General features: G+C 38.6%; 16 protein-coding genes, 1 pseudogene and 1 riboswitch. Of the genes and pseudogenes, 4 read left to right on the forward strand and 13 right to left on the reverse strand.

All coding sequences use genetic code 11. The annotated features are described in order from the left end of the window. Positions 1-121: 121 nt before the first annotated feature. The gene (locus N780_RS13955; RefSeq protein WP_036785296.1) at positions 122-1,237 is read right to left on the reverse strand and encodes an NAD(P)/FAD-dependent oxidoreductase; all 1,116 of its coding nucleotides are present in this window, start codon (positions 1,235-1,237) and stop codon (positions 122-124) included. Between the two features lie 331 nt (positions 1,238-1,568). Between N780_RS13955 and N780_RS13960 the strand changes: the two genes are divergently transcribed. After that, positions 1,569-2,714, forward strand: coding sequence for a cytochrome P450 family protein (locus tag N780_RS13960; protein ID WP_036785298.1), 1,146 nt, complete (start codon positions 1,569-1,571; stop codon positions 2,712-2,714). 66 nt (positions 2,715-2,780) lie between these two features. Beyond that, entirely contained in the window at positions 2,781-3,512 is a 732-nt protein-coding gene (locus tag N780_RS13965; RefSeq protein ID WP_036785302.1) for a class I SAM-dependent methyltransferase, read from the forward strand. Between the two features lie 33 nt (positions 3,513-3,545). Here the strand turns inward: N780_RS13965 and N780_RS13970 are convergent, their stop codons facing one another. The 3 genes from N780_RS13970 to N780_RS13980 all read right to left on the reverse strand — a co-directional run bounded on the left by N780_RS13970 (position 3,546) and on the right by N780_RS13980 (position 6,637). Beyond that, positions 3,546-4,454 carry a cupin domain-containing protein gene (locus tag N780_RS13970; protein ID WP_232299543.1) on the reverse strand — a complete coding sequence of 303 codons (909 nt, stop codon included), beginning with the start codon at positions 4,452-4,454 and terminating at the stop codon, positions 3,546-3,548. 88 nt (positions 4,455-4,542) lie between these two features. After that, complete coding sequence (gene nhaC, locus N780_RS13975) at positions 4,543-5,934, reverse strand: Na+/H+ antiporter NhaC (RefSeq protein WP_198135867.1); 1,392 nt, start codon at positions 5,932-5,934, stop codon at positions 4,543-4,545. A gap of 262 nt (positions 5,935-6,196) precedes the next feature. Further along, positions 6,197-6,637 (reverse strand): hypothetical protein, encoded by a 441-nt coding sequence (locus N780_RS13980; protein WP_036785306.1) that lies wholly within the window; start codon positions 6,635-6,637, stop codon positions 6,197-6,199. 161 nt (positions 6,638-6,798) lie between these two features. On the opposite strand from N780_RS13980, the gene N780_RS13985 reads away from it, so the two are divergent. After that, positions 6,799-7,437, forward strand: a complete 639-nt coding sequence (locus N780_RS13985; protein WP_036785309.1) for a YczE/YyaS/YitT family protein — start codon at positions 6,799-6,801, stop codon at positions 7,435-7,437. Positions 7,438-7,468: 31 nt separating this feature from the next. Here N780_RS13985 and N780_RS13990 read toward each other — a convergent pair whose 3' ends face one another. After that, entirely contained in the window at positions 7,469-8,011 is a 543-nt protein-coding gene (locus tag N780_RS13990; RefSeq protein ID WP_036785311.1) for a GNAT family N-acetyltransferase, read from the reverse strand. A gap of 123 nt (positions 8,012-8,134) precedes the next feature. Continuing rightward, a riboswitch (SAM riboswitch) is annotated at positions 8,135-8,250 on the forward strand. A 94-nt stretch (positions 8,251-8,344) separates the two neighbouring features. Here N780_RS13990 and N780_RS13995 point away from each other — a divergent pair. After that, complete coding sequence (locus N780_RS13995; RefSeq protein WP_036785474.1) at positions 8,345-9,394, forward strand: homocysteine S-methyltransferase family protein; 1,050 nt, start codon at positions 8,345-8,347, stop codon at positions 9,392-9,394. 81 nt (positions 9,395-9,475) lie between these two features. Here the strand turns inward: N780_RS13995 and N780_RS14000 are convergent, their stop codons facing one another. The 8 genes and pseudogenes from N780_RS14000 to N780_RS14035 form a co-directional block, all read right to left on the reverse strand. Then, complete coding sequence (locus N780_RS14000) at positions 9,476-9,847, reverse strand: VOC family protein (RefSeq protein WP_036785313.1); 372 nt, start codon at positions 9,845-9,847, stop codon at positions 9,476-9,478. A 121-nt stretch (positions 9,848-9,968) separates the two neighbouring features. Further along, a complete protein-coding gene (locus N780_RS14005; protein WP_036785314.1) occupies positions 9,969-10,343 on the reverse strand; it encodes a VOC family protein in 375 nt (124 codons plus the stop codon). A gap of 113 nt (positions 10,344-10,456) precedes the next feature. Next, positions 10,457-10,714: a hypothetical protein gene (locus tag N780_RS14010; RefSeq protein WP_036785316.1), complete on the reverse strand. Its 258-nt coding sequence runs from the start codon at positions 10,712-10,714 to the stop codon at positions 10,457-10,459. A 544-nt stretch (positions 10,715-11,258) separates the two neighbouring features. Continuing rightward, positions 11,259-11,726: a DinB family protein gene (locus N780_RS14015; protein ID WP_036785318.1), complete on the reverse strand. Its 468-nt coding sequence runs from the start codon at positions 11,724-11,726 to the stop codon at positions 11,259-11,261. A 305-nt stretch (positions 11,727-12,031) separates the two neighbouring features. Beyond that, a complete protein-coding gene (locus N780_RS14020; RefSeq protein WP_156969190.1) occupies positions 12,032-12,304 on the reverse strand; it encodes a hypothetical protein in 273 nt (90 codons plus the stop codon). A gap of 230 nt (positions 12,305-12,534) precedes the next feature. Beyond that, positions 12,535-13,266: a DUF5694 domain-containing protein gene (locus N780_RS19315; protein WP_052115085.1), complete on the reverse strand. Its 732-nt coding sequence runs from the start codon at positions 13,264-13,266 to the stop codon at positions 12,535-12,537. A 141-nt stretch (positions 13,267-13,407) separates the two neighbouring features. Further along, positions 13,408-14,168: pseudogene (locus tag N780_RS14030) on the reverse strand (Nif3-like dinuclear metal center hexameric protein). A 114-nt stretch (positions 14,169-14,282) separates the two neighbouring features. Further along, on the reverse strand, positions 14,283-15,074 hold the full coding sequence (locus tag N780_RS14035) for an AAC(3) family N-acetyltransferase (protein WP_036785324.1): 792 nt from the start codon (positions 15,072-15,074) through the stop codon (positions 14,283-14,285). Positions 15,075-15,132 lie beyond the last annotated feature (58 nt).

Consider the following 15,132-nt stretch of genomic DNA (forward strand, 5'->3'; position numbering starts at 1 on the left):
TTACCATTGAATAAATAGCTATCAATATAATGATAGCTGAAAATATTGATAATAATGTAACCTCCACACTTCTCACCTTACCTTCTACAACACAATCTCATTATCGGGGCAATGAGATTTATTATTGAATGGCTATACTCGGGTCAAAATCATCCCTGGCAATCTTCGTCTCCTTCCCCATAGCAATGTTAGCAAGTTCCATTCCAAAATAAGGACCGCTAGTTAAACCAGATGCCCCTAAACCGTTTGCAACAAACAAACCTTCCACACTAGATACCTTACCAAGGACAGGTCTTGATCCTGGGGTGAAAGGTCTAAAGCCGACTTTAGTTTGAACATAATGGCTTTCTGAGAGCCCCGGAGCAACACGAAGGACTTTATCTAACAGTTCAGAAACGCCACCAGCTGTGACATCATTATTGAAACCAGCTTCATCTTCCTTAGTAGCGCCTACGACAATCCTTCCATGTTCAAATGCTAAAATGTAGTGATTGTATGGTGGCAAGACAACTGGCCATTCATTCGTATCACAATCCGGTAAATCCAAATGAATGATCTGCGCTTTTTGAGGACGGGCTTCAAAATGTAACCCTAATGGTTTTAGAATCTCTTTAGCCCATGCGCCACCTGTCACCAGCACTTGATCACTTTTATACTGTTCTCCATCTACTTTAACACCTATAACACGACTTCCTTCGTATATAAGCGTGGCACTTCCGGAAACAATCTTAGCACCATTCTTCTCTGCTGCCCGCATAAGAGCATCTCTCACAGCTCCCCCATTAACACGAGCACCACCACTTACGTGGACAGCACAATATTCCTCTGATAGTACAGGGAACAGCTTATGTGTCTCTTCAGCTGAGAGCCTTGTCACTTCCCCCATTTCGGGAGTCGTTTCTCTCCGATTTAATGCGACTTCCATTTTTCGGTCTAGTTTCTCTTCAGTATCAAAAATATTTATGGCACCAACCTGTTTATATCCGGTCTCTGTCTCCCCGTCTCTCTCAAGCGCTTCAATCAGCTCAGGGTAGTAAGCTGCCCCGTTCTCAACGAGTTGATACCAGGATTTATTTGAACGATTTGTTAGCCAAGGGCAAATAATACCTGCTCCCGCTTCAGTGGCTTGGCCTTGATCTTGTCGGTCGACGAGCGTGACCTGCTCACCCGCTTTAGCAAGATGATAAGCGGTAGAGGCTCCGACAATTCCGCCTCCAATTACGATATGCTTTTTCATGATGACACCTATCCCTACTCAGTCTTATGTACTCTCGTCATTGTACAAGATCTAGGAGCACAACTCAATTAGACCTCTCCTCGCTTTTCGCTGAAGAGAAGCAATAACGTCGCAATTGGACCCGTAAACAATGACAATAGGAACCAATTGAGCCCAGTCCGATTCTTCCCTTGAGCTAGAGCCGCATTAATTAAAGCAAGCGTCCCCCACCCTACATAGTATGATTCGTCCAGCGTAATCACCCCCACTAAAACCTTAACACAATTTTGGTAAATAATGTTTGTTAGATTTTTCTTACTCTTTTATACTGTAATAAAAGGGGAGTTAAGACATGAGTACGAAAGAAAAAGTTTTTCAATCTCAATTCAAAGAAGGCGCCTATCCGTTTTACGAAGAGCTTCGCCAAGAAAACCCCATTTTCAAGATGTCGAAAGTACATAACCAGACGACCTGGATGGTGACGCGCTATAGTGATGTGAAAGAACTATTAAAGACACCAAGCTTCTTAAAAGGCTTCTCTAAATTATATTCAAATGGAAACGAGGAAGGTATTGAACAAAATATTTTCAGAAATATGATGCTAGACCTTGACCCACCCGACCACACACGACTTCGCAAACTTGTCACGCCTTACTTTAATCCCAAAACGATCTCAAGCTTAAGCCCTAGAATTGATGACATAGCCAAAGAATTAGTTGAAGAAATGAAAGAAAAACAAGGCCCGGTTGACCTTATTGATGAATTCGCCTTCCCATTACCGATTATCGTCATTAGCGAATTGCTAGGTGTACCACCTGAAGATCGTAACTCGTTCCGAAAATGGTCGAACACGATCGTAACAGCATCAGAAGGTGAACACCCTCAATTCTCACAAGACGTCAAAGACTTCGTAGCCTATTTAGATGATCTGTTCGAACGCCGTCGTAAAGAACCTAAAGACGACCTCATCTCGAACCTCATTCAAGCTGAAGAAGAAGGTGAACAGCTAAGTCGTAATGAGCTTTATTCAATGGTCGTACTTCTTATCATTGCCGGTCATGAGACCACAGTAAATTTAATAGCCAATACGATTTACGCTCTCTTACAGCATCCCGATCAATTCAATAAACTAAAAGAGGACCACAGTTTGATCGAAAGCGCCATTGAAGAAGGACTCCGATACTATAGCCCAGTTGATTTCTCAACGGCTCGCTGGGTGGAAGATGCCCGTGAATTTCACGGCAAGACCTTAAAACGAGGTGATGTAATTTTTGCTTCTTTAACTTCAGCGAATAGAGATGAACAAAAGTTCGGGAACGCATCCATTTTTGGCATTCACTTTTGTCTCGGTGCACCACTTGCTAGATTAGAAGGAAAAATTGCGATCCAACATCTATTAACTGCTTGCCCAAACCTCGAGCTCGCCCCGCATACATCCCCTGCATGGCGGAAGATGTTTTTACTAAGGGGATTGGAACAGCTCAATGTAACATTATAAGTACTTAGAAAGAAGTTCAGAGATAACCTGAACTTCTTTCTATGGTTAAACCAATGGAGGGATCTCATGGCATATAAAGGATCAAATGTTTATGATCAAGAATCGTTTTTCAATCAATTCATGGCTAGAAGAAACAGAGAAACAAGCCCCAATAATACAATGGAGAGCCCGGTCATAAATGATCTAATAGATTCCGTTCCAGGTAAGCGAATTCTGGACCTGGGATGTGGGGACGGTAGTTTTGGTTTAACACTAATCCAACAGGAGTGTTCTTTTTACGAAGGTGTAGATCCCTCATTAAATATGGTCGAAAAAGCAGGCAATAGATTGCCAGAAGACTATTCCGCTATCCATCTTTCCTCTATGGAAGATTGGGAGTTTAAAGATCAGCAATATGACGTTGTCGTTTCACGCATGGCTCTTCACTATGTTGCTGATCTCTCCCCTGTTATGAAGAATATTTTCCATTCCTTAAGAAACGGAGGACAGTTCTTATGCAGCATCCAACACCCTGTGTTAACGTCATCAGTTGAATGTGCTGCTCTATCCGGAAAACGATCAAACTGGGTCGTTGATGATTACTTTAATCAAGGGGAGCGTCAAGAACAGTGGATGGATGAACAAGTAATCAAGTATCACCGAACTACGGAAACATATTTTCAGCTTCTAAAAGAGGTAGGGTTTACAATTGAAAACTTAAAAGAATGCGAACCACAAATAAATTATTTCCCTAATGAAGAAGAATACAACCGAAGAAAGCGAATTCCCCTCTTTCTTGTGTTTTCTTGTCGCAAATAAAAATGGTGCAGTGAAAAAACACTGCACCTCCCCCTATTCTTCTGCTTCCATTGCATCAGCCTTTGTCTTATGAACCGTGCCAAAGGGATGTTCAGGTGGCGCATAAATTACATATACCTTAATCGGAACATCACCGATATTTGTTAAGTTGTGCCACTTACCTGCTGGTACCATGATGGCAAAATCATCCCCTACCTTTTGTTCAAAGGTAAGCTGATCTTTCGTATCTCCCATCTGTACCAAACCTTCTCCTTGCTCAAGTCGGATAAACTGATCTATATTGGGGTGAACTTCCAATCCAATGTCGCTTCCAGGCTCAATGCTCATCAAGGTAACTTGAAAGTTCTCCCCCGTCCAAAGGGCTGTACGAAACGTGTCATTTTGGAGGGTTGCCTCATTAATATCAATTACAAAAGGCTCCCCCCCATAATCTTGTAAAGGTACTCGTGTCTCTTCAGAGGATAGTGCATTAAATCGTTCAGCATTCTCCACCTCGTCATTACAAGCTCTTAAGAATAAATCGTGGATCGGTGAAAGATGAGATTGCTCATAAAGTTCACGATACACTTCATAATTCTGAGTTTGAATATCGTATGCTTTGTTTAGACCCTCCTCATAGGTGTAAAATGGAATTTGATTAATTTGATACGTAGGTTGATTACCCGTAATCTCTGTGTACAGATCTGTGAATCGGTTCAAATGATCTTGCTCTTTCCTCAACGATTGAACGATGCTTATATAATCCTTTTCGCTTGGCGCGGCTTGCGCTAAGCGATTATAGAAGTCTACCGCAGTCGCCTCACCCTTTATTCCTCTTAGCAGCGCTTCCGCTACACGCTGGTTGCTCCGACTCAATTCCCTTGTGCTGTACGAAGTATCATCCTGATATGGATCAATGTGTGAACCATAATACACATTCATCATCCCCTTCAAAAAATTCATCACCCCATCCTATGCAAAGGGCCCATCATTTGTACGAAAATCCTATAAAAAAAGGACTAAACCCTTCATCGGCTTAGTCCTTACTTTACTACATGGAAGTCGACTGATCTGACTTCGCTCCTATCTTATTTTTAACAATACTGAAACCTACAATCGCAAAAATAATCGAAAGAATCGGTGTAATAATATTAAAGAGCGCATATGGTGCATAGGAGAGTGTTTGAACACCGAGCGTCCCTGCTACAAAAACACCACCTGTATTCCAAGGAACAAGAACGCTCGTTACTGTTCCTCCGTCTTCAACTGCTCGAGATAAATTCTTACGATGAAGGTTATGCTTAGGATACACTTCTGCGTACATACGAGCAGGTATAATAATAGAGATGTATTGCTCGGCCATTGATACGTTCGTAAGGAATGATGTAAAAATTGTCGTTGGAATGAGTGCTCTACCCGAGCGTATTAAACTGACAATGCCATCCATCAATCTTTCAAGCATCCCCATCCCTTCTAGTACTCCTCCAAAGATCATAGCAACAAGAGTAAGGGAGATTGTATACATCATACTGCTTAAACCACCTTTATTAAGCAGTTCACGAATCATCTCATTATCGGTCTCTAGCGAGAAACCGTCGTACAGTGTGGTAACAGCCGTGCCCACCTGGTCTCCTTGAATCACAATCTGACAAAGAAAACCTAAAATAACCCCAACACTTAAAGCAGGCAATGCAGGAACTTTGAATAATACGAGTATGATGACGACAAGAGGAACAAGAAGTAACCAAGGAGAAATAAGAAAATGGCTCTCAAGGCTCGTCATAATCCCTTCAATTTTATCCTTTTCGAAACCGTTTACAGAAAATTTTCTTCCTAAAAAGAAAAATACCGAAAAAGCAATAAGATAAGCTGGAATTGTAGTATAAAGCATATGTTTAATGTGTTCGAACAAGTTTACATCTGCTATTCCAGAAGCCAAGTTCGTCGTGTCTGATAAAGGGGACATCTTATCGCCCATATATGCTCCAGAAATAATAGCCCCAGCTGTCATTGGTTCTGGGATCCCCATACTAATTCCAATACCCATACCTGCAACGCCTACTGTCGCCATCGTCGACCAGGAACTTCCGATCGATAAGGCAACGATTGTGCAGAGAAGCATAATTGAGACTAGGAAAAAGCCAGGTGATATGAGTTTAAGTCCATAATAAATCAAACTCCCTACGATTCCCCCACCAATCCACGAACCGATAATCAGGCCTACTAAAATTAAAATGACTATGGCTGGTAACGATTTATGTATGCCTTTATAATAACTATTTTCAATTGCTTCCCATGAATACCCATACAGTAAAGCAATAATAGAAGCTGAAAAAGCCCCTAACAATAATGGTACATGAGGCGCCCCCTCATACTTAATGATCGTAAATCCCATCCCCACGATCATAATGAGTAGCGGCAAAACCGCCACAAAAATCGGCATATCTTTCTTCGAATTTTCCAAACCATCAACTCCCTTCTTTTCATTACAATTTATGACCTTTCCCTCATTTCCCTACGAACTAAACCACCCATTTTTAAAATAAGGAAAAGGAACCAGCTCACCCATAAAACTTTTGGTAAGATGAAAGTCCGTAAAGAGGGTACGAAGAGGAAGGATTGAGTAAGGTAAAGACAAAAAAAGAAGTGCTACATTTACGTTGAGCACTCCTAAAAAGCCTAACCACGCTCGGTAAGGAAGTCTATTAAAAATAAGCAGATCTAGGACCTAATTGATCAACTAGGATCCCTTTTACTCTATTAAAGGAAACATCCGTTAACTTATCACGGTAAATAGTCTCTTCTGATCCATCTACCATATTTAACGTTAGCATATCATTGTTAACCATAACGACATTATGGATCTGATTGTAATTTATTTGTTTACTCTTTAATAAAGGAATTTGCGCAATTTCAAGACGATCTTCATGAAATTGAATGTATGATTTCTTCCTTAGTGAATAATAGTATGAGGCTTTTATTATACCAATAGTTAAAGTGCCCCCTAATAAAAGCTTATCGCTTAAAGTAAGGCCCGATTGGAACAGAAGCAACAGGAACAAACTTACTACTCCTAGAGCAACATAGTAGAACAACACGTTATTTCCTTTACGTTTCCACGCTACACTCGAACCATACGGAAACATGATAACTCCCCCAAATTCGTTCTTTTTGTTATTTTATCAGAAAATTCTATCAAAATCTATAAATCTTCTATTCTTTTTAGATTGACCCGACCTTCTTCTGCGTACTAGAATGGCTCAAGGTTAAATAAGCCCTGATACTAAAGGAAAGACGAGGGTCAAGAATGGTATATCGCGTAAGTATTTATCTGTTAGGAATGTTGGTTAACTTTTTTGGTGTGGCCTTACTTATTAAAGCCACTTTAGGCGCGGGATTTTGGACAGCTTTATTTGTAGGTTTATCGGATCAACTCGGATTCACTGTTGGTATATGGTACGCCCTCTTTCAGTTCTTGTTTATCTTTGCCAACGGATGGCTTATGAAACAGATGCCTGAGCCGCGTGCCATTATACCGCTTGTATTAGAAAGCTTAATACTCGATTTTTGGCTCGAGATCGTTTTTCACGATTTCACCTTGCTTCATTCACCATTCTTAATACAGGCTGGAGCACTTATGCTCGGAATCACACTTAGCGCTGTCGGAGTCGGAATGTATATCCTGCCTGCCTTGCCAAGGGCGCCAGTGGACCAGCTCTTCTTAGCCATCGCAAGCAGATTCAGACTAAGCTTACGCCTTAGCCAAACGCTTGTAGCACTTACTACATCGACTTCAGCCTTCTTAATTGGAGGGCCTGTCGGACTAGGTACTGCTGCTGGTGTATTATTTGCAGGTCCGATTATTCAGCTAACGTACAGTAAAGCTTATCCTTATTATTATTTAATTCATCCACACTACAAAAAACGATACGAACTTGCTATATAAAGAAAAGCGTCTGCAACATGAGCAGGCGCTTTTATAATAGCTTTTCTAATTGAAGATCTAACGGCTCTTTCTGATAGATGTCCTCGTTGACCTCTTGTGCTAATATACAGCCCACAGATTGGTAAAAGCGTTGCGTTTCTACTGCAGGATGAGCGCCAATATAAATTTTCTCAGCACCCAGGTCTTTAGCGATCTCGCAACACTGATAAAATAATTGTTTCCCTATGCCTTCCCCACGATAAGAATTTGAAACATGAATAAAAGGCAGTGGCACATATTGATTAGCTGATCCAAAGAAACGATTCTCTACATTTGCAAATCCGGCTACCTGAGTTCCTTCAAAGGCAGCTACTACACCTCCGCCTTCTTCGATGCATCTTTTTAAGTACAAGGAGATGTCCTTTTTCTGCTCTTGGCTCCAATGATCGATAAAAGAATCAGCCTTTATCTTTACATCGGTTTGGTTTGTCGTATACCACACACTTTTAGTTTCCTGAAACCGGTCGAATTCTATTAAAAATTTTTCATCAATCTCGTTAACGCTTACATCCCTTATCTGTAGATTTCTCTTCATGATCCATCCCTCCCACTTCATTTTACATTAAAAATGGAATCTTAACATTTTTCTGAAAAATGATTGACGATGGAAATCTTACCCGTTATAATCCATATCAAGCTTTATTAATTAAATAACAAACTCTTATCCAGAGTGGCGGAGGGACTAGGCCCTGTGACGCCCGGCAACCTTTCAAGGATCGTCCTTGAAAAAGGTGCTAATTCCTACAGATCGATTATTGATCTGGCAGATAAGAGGAGGCCTTGTTACATACACCCTCTTCTTATTCAGGAAGAGGGTTTTCTTATACCCTCTTCCTTATTACTTACACCCTTGAAAGGATTGATTAACATGAAACGAACACTCGAACAACGATTACAAGATGGACCGGTTATTTGCGGAGAAGGCTACTTATTCGAATTGGAGCGTCGAGGCTATCTTCAAGCCGGCTCCTTCGTTCCTGAAGTCGCACTTGATAATCCTCAAGCACTAAAGCAAACCTACCGCGATTATATGAATGCAGGTTCTGACGTTGTTTTAGCCTTCACCTATAATGCTCACCGTGAGAAGATGCGCATTATTGGGAAAGAGGAGCTATTAGAACCTCTTAACCGACAAGCGATTCGTCTGGCAAAAGAAGTAGCTCAAGAGAATCCAGTTGAGGAAGCGCTTGTGGCTGGAAACATTTCGAATACAAATCTCTTTGATCCTGAAGATGAATCCTCAAAAGAGGCCGTTCGCTCAATGTTTGCCGAGATGATCTCTTGGTGTAAAGAAGAAGGGGTCGATTTCGTAAACGGAGAAACGTTCTATTACTATGAAGAAGCACAAATTGCTCTAGAAGAAGTGCTCAAGCAAGACCTCCCTGCTGTTATTACGCTGGGCGTTATGGGCGAGAATAGAATGCGTGACGGCTATGAAGTAGAAGAAGCCTGTCGTTTGCTTCAAGAACAAGGAGCTTTAGTTGTTGGAATGAACTGCTTCCGCGGACCTGCTACAATGCAACCTTATGTAGAAAAGATTCGCAAGGCTTGTGACGGCTATGTAGCTGCACTACCTGTTCCATACCGCACCTCAGAAGAGCACCCAACGTTCTTTAATCTACCAGATGGCGGTTGTGCCTGTCACTTACCAACAGAAACGACATTCCCAACTTCTCTTGACCCACTTTACTGCAACCGTTACGAGATTGCTAGTTGGGCTAAAGATGCACTAGACACAGGGGTCAATTACTTCGGGTTATGTTGCGGCGCTTCTCCAGCCATGCTTCGTGAAGTAGCTGAAACAGTTGGCCGTGAAGCAATTAATTCTAAATATTCCCCTGATATGAAGAAACACTTCCTATTCGGTTCAGACGAAACGCTACAAAAGCATAATCAAGCGTATCGCGTAAAAGCTTAAGATTGAAAAAAGAGGAACAAACCATGTTTTGGTTTGTTCCTCACTATATAAGAACATGGTAATAATACATCTTAGTATCAATTATCTATGTTGATCAATGAGAATAGGATTCCCATCAGGATCTTCAATTGTAAAACTCCCTGGTCCTTCGCTCGATTCATCTGCTTCTGAAAGGATTTTGACTCCCCTTTCTTTTAACTGTTTTTGAAGTTCCCTGAAATCGGTAAAAGAATCAAGTTCTTTAGCATCTTGATCCCAGCCAGGATTAAAGGTTAAGATGTTTTTCTCGAACATGCCTTGAAAGAGCCCAATCACACAGTCCCCATTCTTCATAATAACCCAATCTTGATCAGGAACACCTCCAAGAGAATCAAACCCTAACGTTTCATAAAATGCTTTAGATTTCTTAATGTCTTTTACAGTTAAGCTAACAGAAAATGCACCAAGCTCCATACAATATCCTCCTAAATAATTGACTTCTCATCTTATTATCTTCGCTCCATTGGAAAGAAAACCTTTTATTCTATCTCAATAAAATAGTCTTCAGCTTCGACTAGAGCACCTGTTTCATACCTTACCAGTGTGCTTGAAGTTTGTTACCATTCGGATCATAAAAATGGAAATAAGCATGACCTTTATCTTCTTCCATATGATCGACCTTAACTTGATGATCCATTAAGTGTTGATGAAATCGAGATAATTCTGGAGTTGCAAAGCCAATACTAAATGCTTGTTCATGATTGATTGTAAAATGCGAAAACGTTTCATCTTCAGTAGGCACTAACACAAGTAAAAAAGGGCCTTCATTTACTTTTATAATGGCAACTGGTTCCTCCGTAATAGTTAGTAACTGGAGCCCTAATACATCTCTATACCATTGTGCGGACTGTTCTAAATCTTTTACTGGGATTCTAATATAATGAACTTGTTCAATAAATGATTTACTCACTATCTACCGCTCCTTTATTTAATCTTGGTTTAGTTGAATACCTTTTATTACGATCTTTTTCGACAGGCTTTATTGCAACGTTATAAACCCTTTGTTATTTTCATTAACATAGCTTACTGTCCTTTTGTGTAAGTCATCTTTATGTAATGGGTAAGAATCAAAGTGACTAGCCCTATACCGAAAAGTATGCCCCCAGAAACTACAAAGCTATTTATATAACTTTCTATCCGAATATGATACATAGCAGGATCCGAGCCACCCTTATCAGCCATTAATGTCCCAAAGTTCGTACTGAAGAATAAAAGTATAAATCCAATTACAGATGATGTAAGCCCAATAGTTACAAAACGATAATAATTATCCTTTGTCATAAAAAAACCTCCAATTTTATAAAGTTTATCGCTATGAACTCTGACCTGCCCCTTATTGCTTACCACACGAATAACAACGTTTATCTTTGTCCTTTTCTCCGTACATACGTAATTCTTTTTTGCTCTCACAAACCGTACAAAGAGCGTAGTCAATCTGTGGCAAAATTCCCTTCTCTGCTGAGGGTACCCATTGTTCCTCATACAATTTTTTATTCATTCCATAATCAATAAAAATAAGTTTCCCTTCACTGTTTAAACCATAATTACTGCTGTCTTTTAAATCAAAACTATCGAATTCCTGGTCTAAAAGAGTAAGAGCTTCTTGGTACAGATTTGGAATTAGTTTCGTTTCTCTATGGATGCGTATTTATTTTAACTACATAATCGCATACTATATAAACTTTTCGTGTAGAACCTATCCCTACAAAATTTTCATCTGTACAATACCTATCCCAATTCTCCATTATTTCTCTTATCATATTTCCTCCTATTCCAACATCCCTATTAAACTAGTCTGAATCGTTAGTGAAAGAAGATTCTATATCTACATCAGGTTTTGACCAATAAAATTAGCAGAAACAGGCTCTTTACCAATTTCCCTTGCCCAGACAGACAATTGACCGATGTGATGGATTTCATGGGCAATCATATGTCTTAAGATTTCTCCGTGTGTACATATAATAGTGGTTTGCCTGTCTTTAGTCTCAAATGTAACTTCTTTTTCTTCATATATTTCTTTATCAATAAATGTTCTTATTTCGGGGACTATACTGACAGATAATTCACTCAGTAGTTCTAATGAGTTATAATGATTACAATCTAGTCTTAAGATTTTTCTACCAGTTAGGCGGGCATACCAACGCTGTTCAACATCTATTATATGAAATAAATTCCTTATAAAAGATTGATGCCCACCACTTCTCTCCTGAAACAAATCCTCAACGGTTAAATGATTACACCAGTCTATCCATCTATTTCTCAGACTCCAGTTATATTCAAATAAATACTTCAATTTCTTCGCCCTCCTCTAAATGGAGTACTTTAATGGACGTTCGACTTCATATCTACCACAAATTATTAAAGTCCTTTTGTAAAAACTTCATTGAACCACTTTTCAATAACTGATTTTTTATCCATACAATCATCCTTCCTATGCTTGTTAAAATCTCGTATTCAAAAACGGGGTTATCAAGACTTCCCATCATTGTAAGCGTTAACATAATTCAATTAGTCAAATATCAAATCTTAGCTTTAAACCTAAAACCCTTCTACTCTGTACATAGAAAAGCTACTGTTCTTATGCAAAAATCACAGTGATCATTTTATTTTTTTGAATATGTATTCAACCTTTTCTTCTACTTCACGGTTACCGTCATTAGCAATAAAGACAATGATGAATTGATCTGTATATAAACTATTAACACCATATGGAAATTCTGTTTCAGCAAGAATTGTTTTTAGTTTGTCGACTATCCTATCCTTACTTCCAAAGTCGTATAGGATATAAACACTTCCACCATTAAAGTCATAATGTTTCTCATCCGAACCAGCAAAAGTAAATATTTTTGACTTTTCTGTTTTCTCATTCAAAATAATCCCCTTCTCTTGGAATTCACTTAGTATTGGCTTCACTATTGATTCGGCCTGTGAATTTGAATTACATGACGAAAGAATTATTATTGAGAAGAACACAATACTCCTAAAAATTCTTTTAATTATTATGCTCCCTCCTATTAACACTTCTGCACCCTTTATAAAAAATGATGTAAAATCGCACCCTTTAGCACAATAAGGGGAAGAATACCAAAATATAGTCTATGCTAAATTAAGTAGTCACTGGCCACTTTTACATCAAACATCCCACTCTCTTTTAAGAACTGTAGAAGTAAGTGGAGGTGTCCACTACCATACAATAAAAAGATTCGTTCCTTATTTGAATCAATCAAGTTATCTAAATTTTTATATATTAACATATTGCGATAATACCAATACTTCGCATTCCATATTGCACCAACTGGGTGGCTGGCACTACCTACTAGAGCCAGTTTCATATACAACTTTTGTCCTCTCAAAACATTCTGAGAATCATTAAGCCACAGTAAAAATTCTTTCAGCGAATGGTTATGTAAATATGCATTTGATTCAGCTATTATGTTTTCTCCAATTTTTGTCACTTCTTTATATTCTTCGGAGTCCTTCCACTTATCCAAATTTGGAATGTCTTTTTGATCCTCATTCCAATCCACAGCGTATACCTGGTTGAGATTACACTCACCCGCTAAACGGAAACCGATTTGATCAATCTCATTTACTTTTAATGGATAATGGCCATTAATATAAGAAACATATTGCGCATTCAATTCTTCCTCATTTTCTTGTAGAACCTCTAAAGCTACCTTTGTTGGTTCAAATTGCTTCAAACAATGTATGATTTCTCTAATTTCATTTTGCCTTTTATTTGATAAGATATCCACTTTGTCCGTACTAAACAGATCTCCGTTATCTTGATTAGAAAAGTGGTCAGTTCCAAGTAACAGTATAGTTGGCTTCATAATAATTGCCTCCTTTGTAAGGTCTCTGTTACGCACCCTCAATAGTATTGACATATTATTCTGATAAACGTTCTTGAGATAGACCCCCTCCCGTAATCATACCCGTTTCTAACATACAGACCTTCAGGATAGACATAAAAATCAATTATGATTAAGCTCAAAATGTTCTTCCTTTAACTTAACAAGTTCAATTCCTTTATCTAAATGTTTGAGTTTACTTGCTAGACTCTCTACTCCGAATATTTCTGTAAAAGTGTGACTGCCAACTAAAAGGTTAATGCCTATAAATTGAGCATATTGAATAGTATATAATGTTGCTTCTCCAGTTATATATGTATCACAACCTTCTTCGACTGCCATCTTTATATGATTTGAAGAATGTCCTGCACCTGTTAGCACTCCCACCTTTTTTACTAGCTTTTCATTATTCCTCCATGCTCTAACTGGCTCCTCTAATTCATTTCTCATTTTTAGAACGAGCACCTTAAAATCAACAGGCTCGCTAAACTCACCTATACCAGGAACATCCCCTTTATGATAAAACGAATATCTGATTATGTTATCTATGCCGATGACATTCATAAGAGAAGTGCAAGTACCAAATTCGATGAAATCTAAAGGACCATGAATCCAGAAGTGACTAATATCATACTCTTGTAATTTTTTAAGCACTCCTCTTTTAAACCATAAATAAAGTCCCATGCATCGTGATGAGTAACTATTAAATCTACACCGTTCTTTGCGGCTTTATCAATAGATTCAATGGATAGATTTGTCGAATAGCCAATTTTTGATATCAATCTATTGGACTTATAAGTAAAACCGTAATCATCATCAAATCTTTCTAATAAATCTTCATTAAAAAGTGTTTTAATATGATGTTCGAATTGCCCTATGTTCAAAATTCCATTCCCCCTAATTCCTTCAACTCTAATCCAATGCACGCTTATAACCCTTACCATTTACTTTAATAGGAAAGACCTAATTTCAAGCACCCATAGTGAAGTCACTTTAGTTTAAGCTCTGTTTTTATTCATCCATTTCACAGCAAAATCCACCATTTCTTTCATAGGTATAAAATAACTTTTGGCTTCCCCAACTGATCCTTCTACTACGTAGTTTGTTTCATTACGAAAATCAGTAAATATTTTATCGAAATCATCAGATTCATTGTTGATATCTTTATAAGTTGTCCATTCTTCTTTATTACCTTTTTCGACTTTCACATCCCATATTTTTTCACCAATAAACGTGTTCTCTTGTCTGTACTCCGCTAAATGCAAAGATGTATTAGAATCTGTTGGAGCGCCAAGTAATAGGATATATCCATTTAAGTCGTATATTCTTCCTAGTGGTGAGTTCTCATTAAGAGCAAAGTCTAAGTTATGATGATCTGTTATATATTTTGCTTTCTTCCCCCAAGCAGAAAATGAAGTGTGTGGGTGGGAACTTCTATACACATTCTGTTGTTTCCTAAACGTTTCAGGTATAAATCCCATAAAGGCAGTAGGTGTTAAATCTGGGTAATAAATAGGCATATGATCTCTAATTATTTTTATCTCTTCTTCTGTATAGCCACTTTCATATTCCATTGGGTCACAAAGTTGCTCGGACTGGGTAGGCATCACTATGTTCCCCTCAGTACCAACTGTATCTTGTAATGCTAATATTACAGATACCGGACCTCCTATCACTCTTCCTATTGATTTTAAGGATGAATGGACAATTACTGTCATTCCGTTTCTAACCCCTAATTTTCTTAAATCATGCATCATTTCTTTTTTAGTAATTAGTTTCTCGTTATTCATAATCCCCTCAACCTCTCAAAACTTAATATTCACTATGAAAGGGCTAATTTCCTTATTC

It is taken from the genome of Pontibacillus chungwhensis BH030062, from assembly GCF_000770675.1.
GTDB lineage: Bacteria > Bacillota > Bacilli > Bacillales > BH030062 > Pontibacillus > Pontibacillus chungwhensis.